The 23260-nt window shown below is 61.5% G+C and carries 22 protein-coding genes and 1 pseudogene; 13 read left to right on the top strand and 10 right to left on the bottom strand.

Annotated elements, in window-relative coordinates; genetic code table 11:
- Positions 1-32: 32 nt before the first annotated feature.
- From C2L66_RS34280 to C2L66_RS34265, 4 genes are all read right to left on the bottom strand, one after another.
- Positions 33-884, bottom strand: coding sequence for a carbohydrate ABC transporter permease (locus tag C2L66_RS34280; RefSeq protein ID WP_060608183.1), 852 nt, complete (start codon positions 882-884; stop codon positions 33-35).
- Between the two features lie 26 nt (positions 885-910).
- A complete protein-coding gene (locus tag C2L66_RS34275; RefSeq protein WP_060608180.1) occupies positions 911-1813 on the bottom strand; it encodes a carbohydrate ABC transporter permease in 903 nt (300 codons plus the stop codon).
- Positions 1814-1935: 122 nt separating this feature from the next.
- Positions 1936-3219, bottom strand: a complete 1284-nt coding sequence (locus C2L66_RS34270; protein ID WP_054932231.1) for an ABC transporter substrate-binding protein — start codon at positions 3217-3219, stop codon at positions 1936-1938.
- Between the two features lie 140 nt (positions 3220-3359).
- Positions 3360-4511, bottom strand: coding sequence for an ABC transporter ATP-binding protein (locus tag C2L66_RS34265; protein ID WP_060608177.1), 1152 nt, complete (start codon positions 4509-4511; stop codon positions 3360-3362).
- 217 nt (positions 4512-4728) lie between these two features.
- Here C2L66_RS34265 and C2L66_RS34260 point away from each other — a divergent pair, with 217 nt between their 5' ends.
- The 6 genes and pseudogenes from C2L66_RS34260 to C2L66_RS34235 all read left to right on the top strand — a co-directional run bounded on the left by C2L66_RS34260 (position 4729) and on the right by C2L66_RS34235 (position 10340).
- Positions 4729-5733, top strand: a complete 1005-nt coding sequence (locus C2L66_RS34260; protein WP_060608175.1) for a LacI family DNA-binding transcriptional regulator — start codon at positions 4729-4731, stop codon at positions 5731-5733.
- A gap of 9 nt (positions 5734-5742) precedes the next feature.
- Positions 5743-6654, top strand: a complete 912-nt coding sequence (locus C2L66_RS34255; RefSeq protein ID WP_060608174.1) for a LysR family transcriptional regulator — start codon at positions 5743-5745, stop codon at positions 6652-6654.
- Positions 6655-6766: 112 nt separating this feature from the next.
- A pseudogene (locus tag C2L66_RS34250) lies at positions 6767-6955 on the top strand (RraA family protein); the annotation flags it as partial.
- Positions 6956-7051: 96 nt separating this feature from the next.
- On the top strand, positions 7052-7444 hold the full coding sequence (locus C2L66_RS34245) for a hypothetical protein (RefSeq protein WP_060608169.1): 393 nt from the start codon (positions 7052-7054) through the stop codon (positions 7442-7444).
- Between the two features lie 187 nt (positions 7445-7631).
- Positions 7632-9059 (top strand): ISNCY family transposase, encoded by a 1428-nt coding sequence (locus C2L66_RS34240; RefSeq protein ID WP_060600942.1) that lies wholly within the window; start codon positions 7632-7634, stop codon positions 9057-9059.
- Between the two features lie 270 nt (positions 9060-9329).
- Positions 9330-10340, top strand: coding sequence for an IS110 family RNA-guided transposase (locus tag C2L66_RS34235; protein ID WP_060608166.1), 1011 nt, complete (start codon positions 9330-9332; stop codon positions 10338-10340).
- Between the two features lie 310 nt (positions 10341-10650).
- Here the strand turns inward: C2L66_RS34235 and arsA are convergent, their stop codons facing one another.
- From arsA to C2L66_RS34220, 3 genes are all read right to left on the bottom strand, one after another.
- A complete protein-coding gene (gene arsA, locus C2L66_RS34230) occupies positions 10651-12417 on the bottom strand; it encodes an arsenical pump-driving ATPase (protein WP_060608163.1) in 1767 nt (588 codons plus the stop codon).
- A 558-nt stretch (positions 12418-12975) separates the two neighbouring features.
- A complete protein-coding gene (locus C2L66_RS34225; protein ID WP_060608160.1) occupies positions 12976-14325 on the bottom strand; it encodes an ATP-binding protein in 1350 nt (449 codons plus the stop codon).
- Positions 14325-14987, bottom strand: a complete 663-nt coding sequence (locus C2L66_RS34220; protein ID WP_054932217.1) for a response regulator transcription factor — start codon at positions 14985-14987, stop codon at positions 14325-14327. Before C2L66_RS34220 ends, C2L66_RS34225 begins: the two co-directional genes overlap by 1 nt.
- A gap of 153 nt (positions 14988-15140) precedes the next feature.
- Between C2L66_RS34220 and C2L66_RS34215 the strand changes: the two genes are divergently transcribed.
- Together C2L66_RS34215 and C2L66_RS34210 are read left to right on the top strand one after the other, a co-directional pair.
- Complete coding sequence (locus C2L66_RS34215) at positions 15141-15515, top strand: cytochrome b562 (protein ID WP_054932216.1); 375 nt, start codon at positions 15141-15143, stop codon at positions 15513-15515.
- 35 nt (positions 15516-15550) lie between these two features.
- Entirely contained in the window at positions 15551-16114 is a 564-nt protein-coding gene (locus C2L66_RS34210) for a cytochrome b (RefSeq protein WP_060608157.1), read from the top strand.
- A gap of 426 nt (positions 16115-16540) precedes the next feature.
- Here C2L66_RS34210 and C2L66_RS34205 read toward each other — a convergent pair whose 3' ends face one another.
- Together C2L66_RS34205 and C2L66_RS34200 are read right to left on the bottom strand one after the other, a co-directional pair.
- Complete coding sequence (locus C2L66_RS34205) at positions 16541-18211, bottom strand: bifunctional protein tyrosine phosphatase family protein/NAD(P)/FAD-dependent oxidoreductase (protein ID WP_060608154.1); 1671 nt, start codon at positions 18209-18211, stop codon at positions 16541-16543.
- 83 nt (positions 18212-18294) lie between these two features.
- Positions 18295-19155 carry an MBL fold metallo-hydrolase gene (locus tag C2L66_RS34200; protein WP_054932213.1) on the bottom strand — a complete coding sequence of 287 codons (861 nt, stop codon included), beginning with the start codon at positions 19153-19155 and terminating at the stop codon, positions 18295-18297.
- 84 nt (positions 19156-19239) lie between these two features.
- Between C2L66_RS34200 and C2L66_RS34195 the strand changes: the two genes are divergently transcribed.
- From C2L66_RS34195 to C2L66_RS34180, 4 genes are read left to right on the top strand one after another with little or no spacing between them, the layout of a single operon-like run.
- Positions 19240-19560 (top strand): ArsR/SmtB family transcription factor, encoded by a 321-nt coding sequence (locus C2L66_RS34195; protein ID WP_054932212.1) that lies wholly within the window; start codon positions 19240-19242, stop codon positions 19558-19560.
- 11 nt (positions 19561-19571) lie between these two features.
- Complete coding sequence (locus C2L66_RS34190) at positions 19572-20006, top strand: YeeE/YedE family protein (RefSeq protein WP_060608151.1); 435 nt, start codon at positions 19572-19574, stop codon at positions 20004-20006.
- A 1-nt stretch (position 20007) separates the two neighbouring features.
- Positions 20008-20463, top strand: coding sequence for a YeeE/YedE family protein (locus C2L66_RS34185; protein ID WP_054932210.1), 456 nt, complete (start codon positions 20008-20010; stop codon positions 20461-20463).
- A gap of 56 nt (positions 20464-20519) precedes the next feature.
- Complete coding sequence (locus tag C2L66_RS34180) at positions 20520-21338, top strand: sulfite exporter TauE/SafE family protein (RefSeq protein WP_060608149.1); 819 nt, start codon at positions 20520-20522, stop codon at positions 21336-21338.
- Between the two features lie 682 nt (positions 21339-22020).
- Here the strand turns inward: C2L66_RS34180 and C2L66_RS34175 are convergent.
- Complete coding sequence (locus C2L66_RS34175) at positions 22021-22518, bottom strand: hypothetical protein (RefSeq protein ID WP_060610426.1); 498 nt, start codon at positions 22516-22518, stop codon at positions 22021-22023.
- A 365-nt stretch (positions 22519-22883) separates the two neighbouring features.
- Here C2L66_RS34175 and C2L66_RS34170 point away from each other — a divergent pair, with 365 nt between their 5' ends.
- Entirely contained in the window at positions 22884-23243 is a 360-nt protein-coding gene (locus tag C2L66_RS34170; protein ID WP_233445121.1) for a DUF1924 domain-containing protein, read from the top strand.
- The last annotated feature ends 17 nt before the right edge of the window (positions 23244-23260 follow it).

The raw sequence follows: 23260 nt of genomic DNA, 5'->3' as shown, positions 1-23260 counted from the left end.
AGAGATCAGTAGTGTGCGGTCGGCCTTGCGCGTCAGCCTTTGCTTGCGCCGAAGGTCAGCCCTGCCACGAAGTGCTTTTGCATCAGGAAGAACATCAGCACGGAAGGCAGCGCGGCCAGCACCGAACCCGCCGCGACGAGATTCCACGCGGTCGTCCATTGCCCCTTGAGCGCGGCGACCCCGACCGTGATGGGCGCGGCGTCGTCGCCTTGCGTGAGGCACAGCGCCCAGAAATAGTCGTTCCAGACAAAGGTGAAGACGAGAATGCCGAGCGCCGCAAGCGCAGGGCGGATCAACGGCAGCACGATGCGCGCGTAGATGGTCCATTCGCTCGCGCCTTCGACGCGCGCCGCTTCGATCAACTCGAACGGCAACTGCTTGATGAAGTTGCGCAGAAAGAGCGTGCAAAAGCCGGTCTGAAACGCAATATGAAAAATGATCAATGCCCATACGGTGTTGAACAGTCCAACCTTCAGCGCCATGTCGCGCACGGGGATCATCAGGATCTGCACGGGCACGAAGTTGCCCGCGACGAACGTAAACAGCACGACGATGTTGCCGCGAAAGCGATACGTGGCGAGCGCGAAGCCCGCCATCGACGCCAGCAGGATCGCGCCGAGCACGGAGGGCACCGTGATCAGCACGCTATTGGCGAAGTAATGCAGCATCGGCGTTTGCGTGAGCGCGGCGCCGTAATTGTCGAGCAGCGCGAAGTGCTTCGGCAGCGTCCAGTAATCGCCTTGCGAAAGCTCGTCGGACGAGCGGATCGACGTGACGAGCACGGCGAGCATCGGCAGCAGCCACAGCAGCAGCGCGAGTGGCAGCGACGCCTTGTAGATCGCGCGATTCCAGGGTTTCCAGCGTTCGACGGGAAGCGGGTACATGAGCGTTCTCCTTGCGCGATAGTGAATCAGCGTTCTTCGCGCAGCATCCGGCGCAGATGGAACACGATGTAGACGAGCATGATCGCGAACAGCACGACAGCGATCGCCGCCGAGTAGCCTTCGCGGTAGTACTTGATGGCCTGGTCGTACATGTAATAGGCAAGCACCGTCGAGCTGTCGAACGGTCCGCCGCCGCTCATCACCGCGATCAGGTCGAAGCTGCGCAACGCGCCGATCACCGTCAGCACGACGGCCATGAAGGTGGCCGGGCGCAGTTGCGGCAGGATCACGTGCCACAACAGACGCCAGCCCTTCGCGCCTTCCATGCGCGCGGCTTCCACCACTTCGGGGTTGATCGACGTGAGGCCCGTCAGATACAGCACCATGCAGTAGGGCGTCTGCGGCCAGAGCGCGGCGAACACAATGCCGAACGTCACGGTGTGCGCATCGCCGAGCACAGGAATGCCGTGACCGGCAATCACCTTGAGCAAACCGAACGCCGGGTCGTAGAACCAGCTGAACACGAGCCCGACCACCACGCCCGACAACACGAACGGCGCAAAGAACAGCGACTTCACCACGCGCATGCCCTTCACCTGCTGGTTCAGGTACAGCGCGAACAGCAGGCCCAACGGCGGCGCAAGCAGGAAGAACACCAGCCAGATCAGGTTGTTCTTCAGCGCGACGTAGAAGGTGTCCGCCTGGAACAGCTCGGCGTAGTTCGCAAGGCCGATGAAGGTCTTCTCCGTCATGCCGTCCCAGTTATAGAAGCTGAGCGCGATGCTGCTGAAGATCGGATAGATCACGCACAGCGCGAACAACGCGCAGCCCGGCAGCAGAAAATAGAACGCCGCGCGGTGACGCGCGCGCCCGGACCTGGACGTGCGGCGGCTGCGCGCCGAAGGCAGGCGAGCGATAGACGTTGACATGACGAAGACCTCGTTCGATGCGGCTCGTCCGTAGCGGCGAGCGGCAGGTGATTCGTGGGCGCAGCGCTTGCGATGCGCCCGGCAGACAGCCGTGTTCTGTTTACACGGCCGCCCTCAGGACATCACTTGTGATAGATGCGTTTGCGCGTCGCTTCGAGACGGGCGAGCAGCGAATCGATCTGCGACGGATCGTTATAGAACTGCTGCATGGCCTTCATGCCTTCGTCGGCCATTTCCTTCGTCATGTCGCGGTCGTAGAACTGCGCAATGCCGCCCGTCGTGCTGGCGAGCGTCTGGAAGCCGACCTTCGAGATCGGATCTTCCGGCTCCGTCGCCTTGCTGTTCGACGGCAACTGTCCCCAGCCGCGCGCGAGATCCGCGTTGATTTCAGGCGTTTCCATGAACGCTAGCAGACGCCGCGCGTCGGTCTTGTTCTTCGCCTTCGCGGGAACCAGCAGCACGTTGACGGGGCCGTCCTCCGCCATCGGCACCTTCGGATCGATCACGGGGAAACGCATGAAGCCGATCTGATCCTTGACGCTCGACGGAATGCCCGCCGAGAAGAACGTGCCCATCAGCATCATCGCGGCCTTGCCGTTGGCGAGGAACGGGCCGATCGAGTCGAGGTCGTAGGACAGCGCGTTGTCGATGTAGTAATGGTCGTCCATCAAGGTCTTCCACGTCGTGTAGACCTTCTTCACGCGCGGATCGGTGTACGGCACTTCACCAGCCATCAGCTTCTGGTGAAACTCATTGCCGTTGATGCGCAGGTCGAGATAATCGAACCATGCGGCCAGCGTCCAGCTGTCGCGCGCGGCGACGGCGATGGGCGCGACGCCGCTTGCCTTGAGCTTCTTGCAGGCATCGAGGAATTCTTCCCACGTCTTCGGCTCGCCCTTGATGCCCGCCTTCTGAAACAGATCCTTGCGATAGAAGAAGCCGTATGCGTCATAGCCGAGGGGCGCCGCATACTGCTTGCCGTTATACGTCGATGCTTCCTTCACCGATGCGTACTGCTGGCTCCAGCCGTTCTTCGCCCAGTCGCCGGACAGGTCTTCGAGCAGGCCGCGCTTCGCGTAGTAGGCCATGCGCTCGCCGTCGTGCCACGACACGACATCGGGCGGATCCGTGGCGAGCCAGCCGCCCATCTGCACCTTGTACGCTTCTTCCGTGATGTAAGTGATCTTCAGATCGACGTCGGGATTGGCCTTCTTGAACTTGTCGAACGCGTCCTGCCACGTCGAGCGCTGGTTGCCGCGCGCCGACACGTTCACGTTCAGCTGACCGGCGTCGGCATCGGCGACGAAGCCCGACAGCAGTGCTGCCGAAACAGCGAGCGCAGCCGTCACGGAACGCGTGTTGAAAGAGGCGAGCCCGGCAAGGCGGCTCAGGTGCTTGTTCATCATCGTGGTGTCTCCTTGAACTGCGTTGTTGGCCGGCCGCTCGACGCGGACAGCGGTCTTCTTGCCCACCGCACCGGCTCTATGGCCGGCTGTTCGGATCGGCGAACCCGGCAGGCGTGGTTCGCGTCGTTGCCCCACTGCTGTTACGACATGTGCAGCGCGACAGCTTGCGTTTCCGTCGCGGCCGTGCGCGTCAGAGCGAGCCCTTCTTGATCGAACAGATGGCAAGCGTCGGCGGGCACGCGCAACGCCAGCGGCTCGCCGTTGCGAATCGACACATCGCCGGGCGCCTTCGCGATCAGCGTGCCGTCCGCGCACTCGACATGCACGTAGCTGTGCTCGCCAAGCTGTTCGGTAATCAGCGATCTGACCGCGAGCGTTTGCGCGTCGCCGTGGAGACGGATGTGCTCGGGGCGAATGCCGAGCGTGACAGGCTGGCCACGCGTGAGACTCGCGCCGTCGACCAGCACGCGCAAGGTCGTATCGCTACGTTCGAGCCTGACCTGCACGCCGTCTTGCGCAATCGCGTCGACTTCGCCGTCGAGGAAATTCATGCGCGGCGAGCCGATGAAACCCGCAACGAACCGCGAACGCGGCCGATGATAAAGCTCGAGCGGTGCACCAATCTGCGCGATGCTGCCCAAGCGCTGCGTATCCGCGCCCGCATGCAACAGCACGATCTTGTCGGCGAGCGTCATCGCTTCGATCTGGTCGTGTGTCACGTAGACGACGCTCGCCTGCGCAAAGCGCTGATGCAGCCGGGCGATTTCAATGCGAGTCTGGCCGCGCAGCGCCGCGTCGAGATTGGACAGCGGCTCGTCGAACAGAAACACGCCGGGCTCGCGCACGATCGCGCGGCCGATCGCGACGCGCTGGCGCTGACCGCCCGACAGTTCGCGCGGCTTGCGTTCGAGCAGGGTATCGAGTTGCAGCACGCGCGCCGCTTCGCGCACCTTGCGATCGACTTCGGCCTTCGGGGTTTTCGCGAGCTTCAGGCCGAATGCCATGTTTTCGTAGACCGACATGTGCGGGAAGAGGGCGTAACTCTGGAACACCATGGCGACGCCGCGCCCGGCGGCGGGGACGCCGTTCATCGACCGGCCGCCGATCGTCACGTCGCCGTCGGTCTGGTCTTCGAGTCCGGCGACGATGCGCAGCAACGTGGACTTGCCGCAACCGGACGGTCCGAGGAACACACAAAACTCGTGTGCGCCGATTTCAAGGTTGAGATTGCGGATGACGGGCGCGTTGGCGCCGAACGACTTCTGAATGTTGCTCAGGGAGATCGCGGACATGGTGTTTTCCCTGGATTTAAACGCTTAAATTCGCCGTGAAAAAAATCGCGCAGAGGCTTGCGCGGCGTGGATTTAAGCGTTTAAATTCGGGTGTGCTCGTAACCGCGATCATGTTCGTCTCCAATGTGCTTTCGAGAAAAGTTATCAAAGCCTGCGGTAGATGCGCAACATCTGATTCATAGTCTCTAAATATGGGATCTTTCCTAATCTTCCTGGCATGACAACCTTAACCGACGTCGCGCGACGCGCGCAGGTCACGGCGGCAACCGTTTCGAACGTGTTGCGCAACCCGGACAAGGTACGGCCCGAAACGGCAGAGCGCGTGATGCGGGCTATCCGCGAACTCGGCTACCGGCCCAACCTGAATGCGCGCGCGTTGGCAGAAGGGCGCTCGCCCACGCTGGCGCTGATGTTGTCGAGTATTGCGAATCCGTTTTATCCCGAGTTCGTGCTCGCGGCCGAACGCGCGGCGCGGCGCGCCGGCTACTTCCTGATGGTGTGCAACACGGACGACGACGCGGAAATCGGCCGTGCGTATCTCACGCAGATTGCGGGCACGCTGGCCGAAGGCGTGCTGGTGCTCAACACGGATATCGCGATCAACGAGCTGTGCGAGTCGGCAGCCGTCGGTGCACCGATCGTGTTGAGCCTGTGGGAGCATCCCGAACAGTTGCCCGCGCTGCCCTGTGTGGCCGTCGATTTCGCGCATGCGGGCGCGCTCGCGGCGCGGCACCTGCTGGAACTGGGGCATCGCGATATCGGCATGCTGGTCGGCGACGGTTGCGGCGGATTGCAGGATGCGCGTGCGACGGGCTTTCGCGAGGTGATGCGCGAAGCCGGTCTCGAACCGGACGACGCCGCCGTGCTGCAGATTCCCGATACGATCGACGCAGGCTTTGCCGCATGCGTGGAGTTGATGGAGCGCGAGCCGCATCTGAGCGCGCTGTTCGCCACCAATGATCTGCTCGCGATCGGCGCGTTGCAGGCGCTGGCGACGCTAGGCCGTAAAGTACCCGGCGATGTATCCGTGATCGGCATCACGGATATTCAGCTGGCGCATCAGGTGCGGCCCTCGCTGACGACGGTGGCGATCAATACGGAAGCGATTGCGCAGGCGTCGATCGAATTGCTGATACGGTTGATTCACGAGCCGCGTGGCGAGGGGCAGCCGCCTGCCGTGATTGCGCCTTTGCCGACGTTGGTGAGAAGGCAGTCCACGTAGAATGGCAGCATGGACCTCAAGCAAATCCAGTACTTCATCGCACTCTTCGAAGACGGCTCGGTGACGCGCGCGGCGAAGCGCCTGAACATCGTCCAGCCGGCGCTCAGCATGCAGATTTCGAAGCTCGAAGCGGAACTGGGGCAGGCGCTCTTCGAACGCGGTCCGCACGGCATGACGCCCACGGACGCGGCGCGGCAAATGTATCGCCTCTACACGCCGATCATGCGCGACATCGAGCACGCGCGCGTCCAGTTGAGCCGTCAGGACGTGATCGTCACGGGCCGCGTGTCGCTCGGCATGGTCGCATCGGAAACGGAAAGCGTGCTTGCCGAATCACTGGCGAAGTTCAATGCGCTGTTTCCTCAGGTCGAGGTGTCGGTGGCCGATGGCTTCAGCGCGCAGTTGATCGACGCTGTCGAAGCAGGGCGCCTCGATGCCGCGATCATCAACAAGCCGCGCGGCCGCCTCACGCTCGACATGCAGCCGCTGCTGGTCGAAGAGATGGTCTACGTGACGGGCATGAGGTGTGTTGCCGCGTTGCCGGACACCATCGATCTTTCACAGCCGCCCGCCGTCGAACTGGTGCTGCCGACGCGCCGCAACGGCTTGCGCGGCGCGCTCGACGCCGCGTTGTTGGCCGCCAATATCATCATCAAGCCCACGTTCGAAATCGATCTGCTGAGCACCATCGTACAGTTCGTCGAGCAGAGCAGCGTCGCGACGATCTTGCCGCGTGTCGTCGTGCAGCGCAAAGTGGACGAAGGCACGCTGCGCGCACACCGCATCACGACGCCGTCAATCTTGCGTCACATCGTTCAGGTGTCGCATCCGAAGCGGCCGGTCGGGCCTGCCGCGCAAGCCCTGATCGACATCATCGCCGAAGAAATCCGCCGCGTCACGAAGAGCGCGGCGGACCCGTGAGACCTCAGTTCGTGTTGAGCGAAGCCGGCTGATCGAGCCGGCCACGCGTCTCGGGCACGATGAACGCGCCAATCGGGAACACGAACGCACGAAGCGTGGCGCGCGCAAGTTGAATCCGGGCGACATCATCGTCGGCGACGAAGATGGGCTACTGGCGATCGCGCCTTCCGATGTGGAAAGCGTGATCGAGGGCGCGCGCAAGCAGGGCGCGAAGGAGGCGGCTGCAATGCGATCGATTGCCGAAGGCCGTTTCGACCGCTCATGGGTGATGCCGCATCGTGAGCGGATGATGAAGGGGTGAGGTGCTGGCGAGCGGCGCGGCGTGGTTGCGCGAGTTGATGTATAAGGGACGCTCGCGCCGTCGGCATCGAACCAACCCGGAAACAGGCAATACTTCATGACACCCTATGTGGACGCGGCGGCTCTCGTCGCACTTGCCCAGCGCGCTGAAGAGAATGGTCCTGCGCCGTGCTCCTGCACGAAGACGCCGCTGGATGGATGGCAATCGCAGCCGCTTTCGCTCGATGAGACGCGGCTTGTCGAGGTGGCGACGCTCATGCGCGAAGATGATCCTGAGCCTACGTTTGCTGAGTACCGGCCGGATAACGTTCAGTACTGGTCGCCGGATGCGCCGATCGCGCCACGGTACTTTCCGTATAACCGGTGTGGCGTGTGGGAGTGTTCGGCGTGCGGGCGGTTGTACCTGCGTTATACGGAAGGCGGCGGGTATTTCGTTGATCGGCGCATTCGGGCGCTGAAAGCGGGGTTGGTGGAGGATGTGGGGATTTGAGGTGGGTTTTGTGGGGCCTTTGGGCTGTGTTTGCTTTTTGCTGCGATTCTAGATTTGACATAACATAAATTATCAACAAAAAATCTGTAGCGGCTCTATCCTAATGTCGTGTTCTGGCTATTTACAGATGTCGTGTTTCTGAACGCTGGCAAGCTGGCACCGTGCTGCAACCATGCGGGAGCCAGCCATGAAGCCGGACACCACACTGGTGAGTCTGAGCATGCGCGAACTGGACAGGCTGAAGGTTATCCAGGCCATCGTTGAGATCGGCCTGAAGCCCGGCCGTGCCGCCGAACGGCTGGGCCTGACCGTGCGCCAGGTCGAACGTCTGGTGACCCGGTATCGGGAGCGTGGGCCATCCGGCGTGGCCTCCGGCAGACGTGGCCGACCGGGTAACCGCAAGCTCGACGCAGGGCTGGCGGTGCGGGCCCTGACGATCGTCCGCGAGCGCTACGCGGATTTTGGGCCGACGCTGGCGCGCGAGAAGCTCGAGGAATGTCACGGCATCCGGCTGGCCAAGGAGACGGTCAGGCGACTGATGACCGAGGGCGGACTGTGGGTGCCGCGCAAACAGCGTCCGCCGAAGCTCTACCAGCCACGGGCGCGGCGCGCCTGCCTGGGCGAACTGGTGCAGATCGACGGCAGCGATCACCGCTGGTTCGAGGACCGCGCGCCGGCCTGCACGCTGCTGGTGTATGTCGATGATGCGACCAGCCGGCTGATGCAGTTGCACTTCACGGCCACCGAGTCGACCTTCAGCTATTTCGAGGCGACGCGCGCGTACCTCGAGCGCCATGGCAAGCCGGTGGCGTTCTACAGCGACCGCGCGAGCGTGTTCCGCAGCACGTGCGCCGGCAAGACGGGGCGCAGCGTGACGCACTTTGGCCGCGCGATGTACGAACTGAACATCGATACGTTCTGCGCGAACTCGAGTTCCGCGAAGGGTCGTGTGGAGCGTGCGCACCTGACGCTGCAGGACCGGCTCGTCAAGGAGTTGCGCCTGAAGGGCATCAGCACGGTCGCTGACGCCAACGCGTACGCGCCCTGCTTTATCGCGGCCTACAACGCGCGTTTCGCGAAGCCGCCGAGAAGCACGTTCGACGCACACCGGCCGTTGCGTGACGATGAGGATCTGGACCGGCTGATGACCTGGCGCGAGACGCGCCGTGTGACGAAGTCACTGACGGTGCAATACGACCGGGTCATGTACCTGCTGGAAGACACGCCGGCCAACCGCGCGCTGGTTCACCGCTACATTGACGTGTGGGAGTACCCGGACGGGCGCATCGAGATCCGCGCCGATGGTCAGGTGCTGGCGTGCCGGCGCTACGACAAGCTCGCGGAAGTCGATCAGGGCGCGGTGATCGAGCACAAGCGGCTGGCTCACGCGCTACAGGTCGCGCAGGCGCTGCAGGCGCAGCGTGATGACCGGCGCATCTCGGGCTCGCCGTCGCGTACCAACCGGGGCGTGGCACCGCGCGCGAAGGACCGGCTGCCCGGCACGAAGAAACCGCGCGAGTTCACGCGCGACGATCTGGATCAGGCAATCGTGCAGATCGCGCAGCCGTCGAAGGCGCTTTCCACACCTGGCCAGCGGTCCGCACGCACTCACTGAACGGACTGACACGCCCTGCCCGTTCAATCCGCATCCTTCGACACTGCGTGAGATTCAAACCATGAAAGACAGACCCAGACCCAACGTCAGAAACACGACATCTGTAAATAGCCGGCGCTACGACATTTCAATCTGGCTTTGACACCAAATGTAGGTCCCAAATAGATGGAATGGTCGCCTCCCGCCTTAACGGGCCGCTCAACGCCGCAGGCCCGTGGGCTGAACGTGCGACATTGCTGGTTCGGCAGTCCTGCCGTCAAGGAGAACCAGATGGAACCCACGACCATTGCCATCGACCTGGCCAAACGCGTATTCCAGATTCACTATGTCGAGCCAGATACTGGCACGATTCGCAGCAAGGTTCTCAAACGCGCCCAGCTCGTGCCGTTCTTTGCCAACCGGCCTGCGAGTCGTGTCGTCATGGAAGCCTGTGGCAGCGCCCATCACTGGGCCCGCGTCCTGGCGCGACTTGGCCACGACGTGCGGCTCATCGCAGCCCAGTTCGTGCGGCCGTTCGTGAAGTCGAACAAGAATGACGCAGCCGACGCTGCGGCGATCTGGGAAGCCGCCCAGCGTCCAGGCATGCGGTTCGTGGCCGTCAAGACCGAAGACCAGCAGGCCATGCTCGCAATGCACCGCATCCGCCAACAACTGGTCCGCATTCGCGTCATGCAGGTCAACCAGCTTCGTGGACTGCTCTATGAATTCGGAGTCGTCCTGCCTCAGGGGCGCCGGGCATCAATCGAGGCCGCCAAACTCGCGCTGGCCTCACTGGCCGACCAGCTGCCAGCTATGCTCGCAGACAGCCTGCAGGATCAATTCTCGCGACTTCGTGAACTCGACGAGCAGATCGCACGGCTCGAACGTCGCATTCTCGACTGGCGGCGCAACGACGACGCATGCCGTCGCATCTCGGAGATTCCTGGCGTGGGTGTGCTCACCGCGACTGCGGCGGTATCTGTGATCGGACAGGCAAAGACGTTCCGTTCAGGGCGAGAGTTTGCCGCTTATCTGGGCCTGGTGCCACGACAGAACGGTTCTGGCGGCAAGGTGAAGCTCGGTGGCATCAGCAAACGCGGTGACGTGTATTTACGAACGCTGCTGATCCACGGCGCCCGATTCGTCATCTCAGCGGCGAAACATCTGCCGGAACGACTGCGTGCACTGTTGGCCCGACGTCCCACGAACGTCGTCGCTGTCGCGCTGGCCAACAAGATGGCGCGAACGATCTGGGCACTGCTGGCGTATGGGCGAACGTATCAGTCGACACCGGCACAGTGACGGCCCCCAGGCACACGCTTTAACCATTCACGGTTGCACAGGTAAATTGAACGATGGCAAGACAGGTTGGACCGTGCAAGGGCAAGCCTGAGACATTTCTCGGACTTCGAGTCCGCCAATTAGATTAGGACCCTTGCGGCGAAATCCATCGGGGCCGGCGGGCATGCCCGCGATCGAGTCCGGATATAAGTCCGCAACCACCCTCCTCGCCATGCACAATTGCCTTGCAAATGGGAGGCGACCATATAAGAAATGTCCGGTTCCGGCCTGCCCAAGGCGCGTGTACATGCTTCAAAGGCAGCCTCGGCCGTCAGTCGCCTTCAAGTAGCTTTTCAAGCCCAAGGATTCCCACCGGTGGATCGGCTCGCCATGGAACCACATAGACCCCATGTTTCGATAGCGTTGCCACCCGCTCCATTTGCTTTCTTTCACTGTTCAAACGCGCCAGCAGCACTGAGTCATTAGTATCCGTGGCCAGCAATGACCGGTTGACCACCCATGCAAATGGTTCGATATCGGCCCTGCGTAGATCTTCCTGCAATGCCGCTGCCTGTGACACCGGCGTCGTTTCTGGCAACGTGACCAGGATGATCCTCGTGTAGTTAGTATCTTGCAATCGCATCAACGGTGTCACGATGCGGCCGGGAGCCTTGTCGTCAAACGCGCGTACCATCTGACGATGGTAGGCGCCCGCGGCGTCCATCAGCAACAGAGAGTGACCGGTCGGAGCGGTATCCAGTACCACGAATGAGCTGCCAGCCTGAGACACGACATGCGAGAAGGCATGAAACACAGCGACCTCTTCAGTACAGGGGGATCGTAGGTCCTCAATGAGCAGTGCCTTCTCGTCCTCTGTCATTCGGGGCGCACGTGCAGCCACGATCTTGTCCACATACTTCCTGGTTTCCACTTCGGGGTCAATTCGCCCCACAGTGAGTCCCGGGACATTTCCCTGAAGGGTCATCGCTAGATGCGCAGCTGGATCAGTAGTGGTCAGATGCACCGACTTCCCGCTGCGAACCAGCCCCAAGGCGATAGCGGACGCGATAGTTGTCTTGCCGACGCCACCTTTGCCCATGACCATGATCAGCCCCCGATCGGCGTGGGCCAATTCCTTAACCAATTCCGACATGGGGTGGTGTGCAAGGTGCGTGAGCACGCCGCGAGGCACATTGCTTACCGATGTCAATTCCGGGGCCAGGAGGGCTCGGAGCGCAGGTAAGCCCACTGAGTCCACTGCGCGCAGCGGCACATGATCCGTGGGAAGCCGGCGCAGCGCTTCCGGCATGGCTGCGAGAGCCTTCTTTCCCAAGGCATCAAGAGCGTCGCCAATGCGGTCATGGGATTGGCTTGCCTGGAAAACCGCGTTCAGGACAAGGCGCTGATTTGCCAGCCCCAGATCTCGCAGCTCGGACGACGTACGCGCGGCCTCTTCCAATGCGCCAGTTTCGGGCCGGGCTACCAGCACGATGGTTGTCATACTCGCGTCGTTAAGCGCTGCCAACGCCTGATTGAAGAGTTTCTCCTGCATTTTCAAGCCGGAATGCGGCCCCAGGCAGGACGCCCCCCGGTCATTACCCTTAAGGAACCCGCTCCACGCTTTGGGCAGGCTCAACAACCGCAACGTGTGCCCGGTGGGGGCTGTGTCGAATACCACATGATCAAAGTCAGATGCACCGTGAGAAAGTAAGCTGGAAAACTCATCAAACGTGGCAATCTCGGTGGTGCAGGCACCCGATAGCTGTTCTCGCACGGTCGCAATTTCGTCGGCACTCGCCTCGGGGTCCATCTGTTCGACAACGCGAACGCGATAGTTCTCCGCGGCGACGTCTGGGTCGATGTTCAGTACGCGCAGTCCGACCACGCCTGGTACCGGGACCGGAGTATTGATCAATTCAATACCGAGCATTTCGTCAAGATTGGACGCGGCATCTGTGCTAACCAACAAGATCTTTTTGCCGGCGTCGGCCAGCGCGATAGCTACGGCGGTGGAAACCGACGTCTTTCCCACTCCACCTTTTCCGGTGAAGAACATGTATCTGGTCGGTGCTTCCAGTAACGCGAGTCGTGATGGCATGTGGTTTCCCGTTCTGATTGACCTTTAATCATCTTGCATTCGGTTGTCACCGTCTGAGAGTCACCGCAACAATACCGCTATGGCCGGGGCGCTCCGAGGAAGAACCGGAATGACGCGTGAACGACGTGGCATAGCGGACCGTGCCTGGCAATGCGGGTGCGGACGTATCGAATACCGCCCCATCGTTCTCTACGTTCGGATGCAGCAATTCAGTTACCGATGATTCTCGTCAGTGTCGACAACAATTTTGTCGTCGATTGATTCGAGACGTGGGGGCGGTCCTGGCGGACTTCATGAGATGCATCTCGGCATAGCATATGTGTCCGTTGACCGGGAGCGCCTCATTGCATCGAATCGGTACATGGCCGGGCCTCATCACGATGACGTGTCCTGGTCTTGCATCGAATGGCCTTTCATCATGCCTGCGGGAGTTCGATTCATTTTGACGTGTGTCAATGCCTGTACCGACGCCGATGGGCGAACTGACCCGACGACGATGTCGGGCCACAGCATCTGCAACAGAGAAAGGAAGCTGAGTTGAAAAATATCACGCGGCGACTAGGGCATATGCAAAGGCAGCGCGACGTACACGCCGAACCCCTTCCCATCAATTCCGGACGTGTACGCCAGTTTCCCGCGCAATTTGGCCACGATGCGTGCGACGATCGACAGGCCCAGCCCGCTTCCTTTCTCGACGTGATTCGCTGCACGAAAGAAACGATCGTGCAGGCGTGGCAGGTTCTCCTGCGCGACACCGGGGCCGTCGTCGCGCACCTCGAGAAACACCGCGTCGGGATCGCTCCAGATAGCGATTTCCACGCGCCCCTGCGCGTGCCCGTACTTGATTGCATTGTCGACGAGATTGTCTAGCAGTATGCGCACCAGCGCGGGCGGCGCACGCACGATGGTCGCTCCATCGGCCTGCAGCGTCAGCGAAATCTGCTTGTGATCCGCAAAGGCATGCTGGTCGACGATGCATGCCTTGGCCATGTCCGCGAGATCGACTCGCGCACTGGGAAGCGGCGCGCTTTCCTCGAGCCGCGCCAGCGCGAGCAACTGATCGGCCAGGTGCGTGCTCCGGTCCACCGCTTCCACCACGCGCTGCATGGCGCGACGCTGACGTTCCGGATCGCGCGCAGTGAGCGCGACTTGTGCCTGGACCTTGATGGCGGCGAGCGGGGTCTTGAGTTCGTGTGCCGCGTCACCGGTAAAAGCGCGCTCGCGCTCCAGCGACTGGCGCAGACGTTGCAACAGCGTATTGAGCGCAGCGACGAGCGGAAAGACCTCGTCTGGAACGCCTTTGTCCGCGACGGCGTCGAGACTGTCGGGTGATCGTGCCTCGATCGCTTCCGACAGTGTGCGCAAGGGTGTCAGGCTGCGGCCGATCGCAAACCAGACAAGCATGGCCAGCACAGGCAACACCAAAGCGAGTGGACGGGCGATGCGCAGCGCGACCATCGAGGAGAGCTCCGAGCGATGCATGCGCTGCTGGAAGATTCGCACGGTACGGCCGCGCGCGGTATCGCCGAGCACGTAGACACGCCACTTCGCATCGTCGACCCGTAGCAGGCCGGATGCGTGGGCCGGCCGTGCCGGCAGGCCAAGCGACGATAGACCGGGACTCGCGGCCAGCACCCGTCCATCTGCAGCAGTCACCTCATACAGCAGCCGCATTGAGGCATCGTTGTCTCCGTCGTCGTCGCGAGGCGCGAGGCTCGCGCCCGCAAAAGCCGGCAGATCGCGCACGTCGAGCACGAGCAGCGCATGGGCGACCTGTTCGACGCGTGTTTCGTCCCATTCCTCGACTTCATGGATTGCCTGGTGATAGCTCGAATAAAGCGAGTACAACCACACCAGTACGATGGCAGACAACACCAGCAAGGTCAGACGTCGCCGGATCGACCGCATCACGTTGCCTTCTCCACCACATAGCCGACGCCGCGGATCGTCCGGATCAACTGGGCGCCCAGCTTCTTGCGCAGGTTCGAGATATGCACCTCGATCGCATTGCTTTCGATCTCCTCGTTCCAGCCGTAAAGGCTATCCTGGAGACGCGCGCGAGAAAGAGGACGGCCCTGATTCGCAAGCAGTTCGACCAGCAGTGCGCACTCGCGCGAACTGAGCGCGATGTGCTTGCTTCCGCGTATGACCGTCAGGCGCTCAGGATCAACCAGCAGGTCGCCGTATTCAATCGTATCGGTGCCGCGGCCCTGCGAGCGCCGTACGACCGCGCGACATCGCGCGACCAGTTCGGTCAGGTCGAACGGCTTGCCGAGATAGTCATCGGCGCCGGCGCTCAGGCCACTCACCCGATCGGCAACGGTGTCGCGCGCAGTCATGACAAGCACGGGAGTATGGTCGCGGCGCTTGCGAATCCAGTCGAGTAGTTCGGTCCCCGACACGCGGGGCAGGCCAAGATCGAGTATGACCAGGTCATATGGCGTGGTTTCCAGTGCCAGTTGCGCGTGCTTGCCGTCGCACGCCCAGTCGACCGTCATGCCCGCCTCGATCAGGCCGTCTTCCACGCCGCTGCCAATCAGCCTGTCGTCCTCGACGAGTAATACGCGCATGGTGTCGTGCTCCTGTTCGTTCCCGGTGGCAACGATAACCGCATACACGCACGTGTATCAAGACCATGTGCCGCCATGGCGGCTCGTTAAGAATCCGTTAACCTGACCTGCCTATTCTCCCGGGCATTCACTGTCCTTACAGGATCAATGCCCATGGCTACGCTGCCGTTTCCCCCCCATTTCCGAACGTTGCTGTGCGTCTCGCTGCTTGTGGCCGCGCCGCTGGCCCATGCAGGCGAGATCAAAACACTGATGAAGGACATGAAATTGGCCATGCAGGGCGCGATGTCCAGCACCACGATACCCGAGCTGCGCGGCTACGTGACCAGGCTCGAAAGCGACGCGCAGCGGGCAAGCCGTCAGCCTTATCGCAGCGACCCATCCACCTACGATGAAGGCATGCAGGCGCTGCAGCAGGAACTGGCCGAGGTCGACCGTGCAATCGAGGCAGACGACATGGACGCCGCCAAGCGCGCATTGCGCCGGATTAACGGTACCAGGAAGCATTATCACGACCTGCTCGGCTGACAAACCTGAAACGCGTTTGCACAGGAATCCCGTACATGAAACACACGTCCCGCTACCCCTTCTCGATCAGCTTGCTGCACTGGTTGCTGGCCTTCGCGCTGATTGGCAATCTGATCATCGGCTTGATGCTCGACGATAACGAGGATCTGCTCACACTCCACAAGTCGATCGGCATCGTCATCCTCTTTCTGGTCTCGGTCCGCGTCGCGAACCGGTTTCGGATGCGGCGTCGGCTGCCGCCGTCGACCAACCGGGCCGGCACGCCGGCTTACCTCGCCGAGAAGGCCGTTCATCACCTGCTCTACGTGTTGATGCTCGTCATTCCGCTGCTCGGTTGGCTGAAGACCAATGCGGCCGGACACGTGGCAAGTTGCTTCGGCCTCGTCTCGCTGCCAACGCTAGTATCAAAAAGCCGCGAGCTGTCGCACTGGTTGGGGGAGCTGCATGCGCTGACGGCCTACGGACTGGCTGCACTCGTCGGGTTCCACGTGTTGGGGGTGGTCGCGCACCGGGTACTCAAGTCGGAAAACATTCTTCCCCGAATCCTGCCTTTGCCCAGGCGTGTCGAGCAGAAGATGCCAACAAGTGATCGAGGTTGAGTCGTCCGCGCCGTACTCAAGTCAATTCGGACTGACAAGCCGCTGGCACGCGCTGCATTCAGAAAATCGCAATGGCTGCTTGCCGCCTTTTTCAAGGTGACCGTCATTTTCGCTCTCGGCATGGCAAGAGTACCCGCGGTCACGCGCAGCGATCTTCGGCGAGCTCCTCTGATAATTCAAAGCCCGAGGATAGCAAATTCAGTTAACCGAAGTAATGGCAACGCTGATGACGATTTCGACAGTGCGAAAGCAGCTTTCGACCGTCGGCTCCTTAGAGACCCGGCGGAGCTTGTTTTCCGTTCAGGCTGACCACGGCACCTTCCTTGATTGTTCACACGGTTACTTGCGGCAGTGGGCCAGGCCCGATTCGGCATTGACCGCGATGCTGCCGCGATTCTTCGCATCGGACAGTTTCTTTCCATCGCGTTATCTATCATCAAGTACGGGTCGCGCCAGCCATTCGCGCCCCTTGAGCATGCCGTCCCAGTAGAGCGGCGGCAGAATCCGCTCCTTGAGAAACCAGGCAAGACGCGACGGTCGTGTGCCGTCGAGCAGCCACGCGGGAAAACTGGGCGCGACCATGCCGCCATAAAGAAACTCGGCCAGTACCACCTTACCCCGCTCGACCGTGAGCGGGCACGAACCGTAGCCATCGTAAGTCGCCAATCCGCTGGCGCGACCGAGACTCGCCAGCACGTTATGGGCAACGACGGGTGCCTGTTTGCGCGCAGCTGCCGCCGTCTTGGCATTCGTTGTGCTGGTGGCATCGCCCAGCGCATAGATGTGCTCATACCGCTTGTGGCGCAACGTGCTGGCGTCAATATCTATCCAGCCAGCAACGTCGGCAAGCGGACTTGCGCGGACAAAATCCGGGGCAGTCTGCGGCGGCACCACATGAATCATGTCAAAGTCGGTTTCGACTGTTTCCCTGCTGCCGTCAGGCAACACGCGTTCGAATACGGCGCGCCGCCGAGGACCATCGACACTCCTCAATGTATGGCCAAAACGCAGGTCAACGCCGTACGCTTCCACATACTTCATCAATGCCGGTACGTAGTCAGGCACGCCGAACAGCGCCGTGCCCGCGCTGAAGAACTGCACCTGCGTGTTGTGCAAGGTACCGTTCCTGCGCCACGTATCGCACGAGAGATACATGGCTTTCTGCGGGGCGCCGGCACATTTGATTGGCATCGGCGGCTGCGTAAACAATGCTTTGCCACCGCGGAGCGTCTTGACAAGTTCCGCAGTATACGGCGCGAGGTCGAAATGGTAGTTCGACGTCACGCCGTTTTGCCCCATTGTCTCGACGAGGCCCTCGACACCGTGCCAGTCAACCTTGATGCCCGGGCAAACGACGAGCCGCTGATAACGCACTCTCCGGCACCCCTCAAGCACCACCGCGTGACTGTCCGGTTCGAATGCCACCACCGCGGCTTTGAGCCAACGCACGCCGCGCGGCACACGCGACGCCATCGTGCGCGCGGTGTCCCCCGAGTCGAATACTCCCGCTCCCACGAGCGTCCAGCCGGGCTGATAATAGTGCACGTCGGCGGGATCGATAATCGCGATATCCAGTGAAGGATCGCGGGCGCGCAGGCTCGAGGCCACGGCAATACCGGCTGCACCGCCACCGACAATCACCACAGTATGTTCTGCTTCGACAACGCCGGGCGCTACTTTTCCAGCATTGGCAATACGCCGCATCACTGCCTTGAGTTCGTAGCCCGCCTTCGCCGTCGTTCGCTCAATTTCCGCCACGCTCAGCGTGTTAGCTTGTGACAGCGCCCACAACGTCGCGGACCGCGTACCCGTGCGGCAATACGCCAGCACCGGCTTGGGTAGTTCCGCGAGAAGCGCTGCAAAGTCGGCCGCCTGCCTATCTGAGGCTTGGCCTGCGGGCACCGGCTGATGAACTGCCTTCAGACCGACGGCCTTTGCCGCCTGCGCGATTTCCTCGAAGTTAGGCTGGTCCGGCGCTTCCGCATCCGGCCGATGAGAAACGATTGATCTGAATCCTAGCGTCTGTAGCGTCGAGACGTCAGCGACGGAAATCTGCGGCGAGACCGAAACATCTGGAGTGAGGGAATGTACATCCATGGTCTGCTTCCTGAAACAGTTAATTTGTGGACATCGGACCGGGACGCGCCCTCACCTGACGGACGCGCACGATCTGTGGTGCGTCAGACAGCATTCAGAGGGATCTTGAGGTACCGCACTCCGTTCGCCTCTGGTGGCGGAAACTCACCCGCGCGAACATTGACTTGCACCGCGGGCAGGATCAGCGTCGGCATCGCGAGGGTCGCATCGCGTGCCTGGCGCATGGCGACGAACTGCTCTTCGCTTACACCGTCGTGCACGTGGATGTTGCGTTCCCGCTGTGCGCGGACCGTCGTTTCCCATGCAGGCCCGCGTCCCTCGGGCGGGTAGTCATGGCACATGAATAGCCGCATGTCGGCCGGCAGGGCCAGCAGCTTGCGGATCGAGCGATACAGTTCATGCGCATCACCGCCTGGAAAGTCGCACCGCGCGGTGCCGACGTCGGGCATGAAAAGCGTGTCCCCGACAAACACGGCGTCCCCGATCTGGTACGCCATGTCGGCCGGCGTGTGCCCTGGCACATGCATCGCCCTGCCCGTCAACTCTCCAATGGCAAACGTCTCGCCGTCCTCGAAAAGGTGGTCGAATTGCGAGCCGTCCAGACGGAAAGCCGGCTCGAGGTTAAATAGCGACTTGAATACCCCCTGCACGCGCCGGATGTGCTGGCCAATCGCGATGCGACCACCCAGTTCCCGCTTGAGATATGCGGCAGCGGAAAGATGGTCGGCGTGGGCGTGCGTTTCCAGGATCCATTCGACGTGCAGCGCATGCTCACGCACGAAAGCGATCACCTTGTCGGCACTGTCTGTCGACGTCCGCCCAGCCTTGGGATCGTAGTCCAGCACCGGGTCGATGATGGCGCACCCGGCATGGTCCCCCGCAAACACCACGTAGGTCACAGTCCAGGTGGCGCGGTCAAAGAAAGGATGAATGGTCGGGTGCATGTCTAATCTCCAAGAATGAAAACATTCTATTCACATACAATCTATTTTTCAATATACTGTGTTGATATAGATTGAACATCACTTATGAAAAAACCTCGTCTCACCATCGATCTCGCCACCATGCAGGCCGGCGCAGCAGATGCATGCGTCCTGCTCAAGGTGCTCGCCAATCCCGATCGCCTTCTGCTGATGTGCCAGCTTTCGCAAGGCGAGTTGTCCGTCGGCGAACTCGAGGAGCAACTCGGTATCCGTCAGCCCACGCTGTCGCAGCAACTGGGCGTATTGCGGGAAAACGACCTGGTCGCTACTCGCAGGGAAGGCAAGAACATCTTCTATTCGGTGGCGAGTCCGCAGGCGCTCGCCGTGATGGCCGTACTTTATGAACAGTTCTGCCCGAAGCAGTAAGGAGGCGCATCATGCTGATTGACCCAGGAAATTTCACACCGGGCTTCTCGCTAACAGGCGGGCTTGTGATCGGAGCCGCGGCTGCCGTGCTGATACTGTTCAACGGACGCATCGCAGGAATCAGCGGCATATTCGGCGGCCTGCTGAACTGGCCGCGCGATGACGTCGACTGGCGTCTCGCGTTTCTGGTGGGGCTCGTAGGCGCGCCCGTCATCGCGGGACTGTTGGGCAAGTCTGCGCAGGCGGAAATCGAGGCGAGCTGGGGCGCGATCCTTGCAGCCGGGTTTCTGGTCGGTATCGGCACCCGCTATGCCAGCGGCTGCACTAGCGGCCACGGCGTTTGTGGTCTCTCCCGGGGATCTGTGCGCTCGCTCGTCGCTACCGCAACCTTCATGGCTACCGGGTTTCTGACTGTCTTTGTACAACGTCACCTGCTCGGAGGCTGATATGGCGGACGTCAAAACAACGCTTATCGCACCCGTTACAGCATTGCTCGCTGGCCTGCTTTTCGGGGTTGGCCTGATGGTCTCTGGCATGGCAAACCCGGCGAAGGTGTTGAGTTTCCTCGATCTGACTGGCCGGTGGGACCCGTCACTCGCCTTTGTAATGGCTGGCGCCATCGCGGTCGGTTCGCTTGCATTTTTCGCAGCCAGACGCCATGACAGGTCATTCCTTGGATTGCCGATGCAACTTCCCGTCAGCACGGCCATCACGCCGAGGCTGGTACTTGGTAGCGCCGCCTTCGGTATCGGCTGGGGTCTCGCCGGTTTCTGCCCGGGTCCCGCGCTTGTCGCGCTGGGCGCGGGCTATCCCAAGGCTGTCGGTTTCGTGGCGGCAATGGTTGCCGGCATGGCCGTTTTCGAACTGATCGAGCGGGCGAAAGCCGCAACGCAGCACGCGTGAGCGGCAATCTGCACTATCCGCGAAAGACTCGCAGTTGAACAGAGAAAGGTTGTTCGATGGAACACGTGATTGCCAGCAGCGCCGCACTCGGTCTTGTCGTCGGCCTCATCCTCGCGCTCACGGGTGCAGGCGGAGCCATCCTCGCAGTGCCCTTGCTGCTGTTTGTGCTGCATCTGAACATTGCCGAGGCCGCGCCCATCGCGCTGTTGGCTGTAGGCGTCTCCGCCGCGCTCGGCGCATTGATGGGGCTGCAGGCCCGCATCGTCCGGTACCGCGCCGCGGCGCTGATGGCCGTAACCGGTACGGCGTTTTCGCCCGTCGGCCTGTGGCTTGCCCATCGGCTGCCGAACGGACCGCTCACACTCGTCTTTGCCGGCGTGCTGGCGTACGTCGCGCTCCGGATGTTCCGACAGGCTACCACCGGCACGCCTCACGAAGTTCGCAGCGGTGCGGCTTTACAACCATGCCAGCTCAATAGCGGCACAGGCCGCTTCGTATGGACGTCGGCCTGCACGCGCGCACTCGCCTTCGCGGGTATCGGCGCGGGTTTCCTGTCCGGCCTGCTCGGCGTGGGCGGAGGTTTCGTCGTTGTCCCTGCGCTGAGGAAAGCGACCAATGCGCCGGTGCCGACAATCATGGCGACATCGCTCGCGGTCATCACGCTTGTGTCCGCGTCTGGCGTCATCTCGACGGCGATTTCAGGTCACATGAACTGGCCAGTGGGCGCGCCGTTCGCTGCGGGCGCATTAGGCGGCATGCTGGCCGGGCGGCTCGTCGCCAGCCGGATGAGCGCTAACAGGCTGCAACAGGGCTTCGCGCTCGTCGCTGGACTCATTGCCGTCGGCATGGTCGCCAAGGTCGCCATGTCCGTTTGAGTTTCCCGATCATAAGCTCACGGACTCCCGGACTCCCCTTGGCGGCATCACTCGAATCGGCCACACGTTGGCTGAGGCACCTCAATTCGCACGGCCCACGGGCCAACGGTTTTTATTGAGGAAGTCCCCGTTCCGGGTCGCCTTTCCAACAACGCAACGCGCAGCGCCCTGCGTTGATGTGTATCGAAACAGACGTCCCCGCACCGCATAGGCTTGACCTGTCGGCCCATCGAACGTGGACGCATCGAAGCGAAGGAGGCAGGAATACCCATTCGAGTATGGAACAGGAGCATCATCGCGCTTGCAGGCAATGCCCACTTCATCATCTGTCACTCTCTTGGAGTGGTGTTGCGACAACCGCCCTTGTCGTTCGAAGAGTGGCAGACCGAGGGGAACAAGATGCTGATGGTCTATGCTGCACCATTTCCTTCCGACAAGATCGAGAAGATTGCGCCATACCTGTCCGCAATTGACGGAAAGCCGTAGCCGACTTCAACCCTCGCCACCGCCACATTGGTGTCCGGCAGCCAGGCGATCGATTCTGCGCTCAAGCGGCTTTGGTCGGGAGGATGGACATGAAGATCGAATCAAACCTTTTGATCTGCGGAGTCCGGGAACAACCGCGCTAACCGGCGGTAGTTGCCAGTCCTGCAGATAATCCGATCACCGCCCGTCGTGCACTTCACTGCGGCGAGGCGGGAGGCTGCGTTAAATATTGCTGTTGCCACATCATGTTGTTCATCATTTCCTGTTGCATCTGCAGGTATTGGTCGGTCATATACTGACGCTGCCGCAGTTGCTCGGGACTGAGTCTGGAGTAGTACCCTCCCATGTGGCCCCAGCCGCCGCCCATCATCCCCTGCCCCATCATTCCGTGCCCCATCATGCCGGGGCCCCACATCCCGTGCATCGTGGTCATCGCACCTTGCATCGTCGCCCAGTGTTGCTGCAGAAGCTTCTGGCGTTCCTTCGGATCCTGCGTCTGTCGGATCTGGTTCATCTGCGCCTGCATCGTCTTCATCTGCTCCTGGAATTGAGCCAGGTTCTTGTCGAATGCCGCCGTGTCCGTGCTCTGGGCCTTTGACGTGCTTTGTGCGGCAGTTGCGTCCTTTGACGCCGCATGGAGCATCGGCGAACTCAACACAATGCAGATTGCGACAGGGAACAGAAGCTTTTTCATGGAAGTCTCCGCGGTGGCGGCAAGCGGGATTGAAGCCGCATTTAACATTACCCGCCGATCGGACCCACCCCTTGACGCGCATCAAAGGATCGATGCGCTGCGATCACAGTCTGCACTGCCGTATAAAGGTGGGAGGAGGAGTGGCTTTCGCCGTTATGCGCGAGCTGCTGACGGCCTTCGGAAAGCTTAATCCGGAGCGGATGCGCTGTTACAGCAAACGCATCGTGAGTGAACGGCGAGATTGAAGCGTTAAGACTCCGGTAAGGAAGTTCGCCCAGGATAATCTGTATCTTCCGGAGACTCTCGTGAGCAAATCGCCTCTCTCGCTGCCGGGTTTGTATGGGGCACTTCTGCTGGTCCTTGCCATGACTTCAATGTCGACAGTCAACGCTGCCACGCCATCGGATCTCCTCGGCTCTTACCGTACCCAGTCGGGCAATGCGGAACCGGACCCGTCGCGTGGGCAACAGTTCTTCAATGCGTCACATGGCCATGAGTGGCAGTGCGCTTCGTGCCACGGCGCAGTGCCCACGCAGACGGGCAGGCATGCCGCCACAGGCAAGTCGATCGCGCCACTGGCCCCTGCGTTCAACCCCGAGCGCTTTACGGACGCCTCCAAGACCGAGAAATGGTTCCGTCGCAATTGCAACGACGTCGTGGGACGTGAGTGCAGCGCAGCCGAGAAGGCGGATCTGCTTGCGTGGCTTTTGACGCTGAAGCCGTAGGCGCCTTTCCCACTATC

It is taken from the genome of Paraburkholderia caribensis, from assembly GCF_002902945.1.
Lineage (GTDB): Bacteria > Pseudomonadota > Gammaproteobacteria > Burkholderiales > Burkholderiaceae > Paraburkholderia > Paraburkholderia caribensis.
Note: the sequence above shows the minus strand (reverse complement) of the source record. Positions and strands in the feature narration are given on the sequence as shown.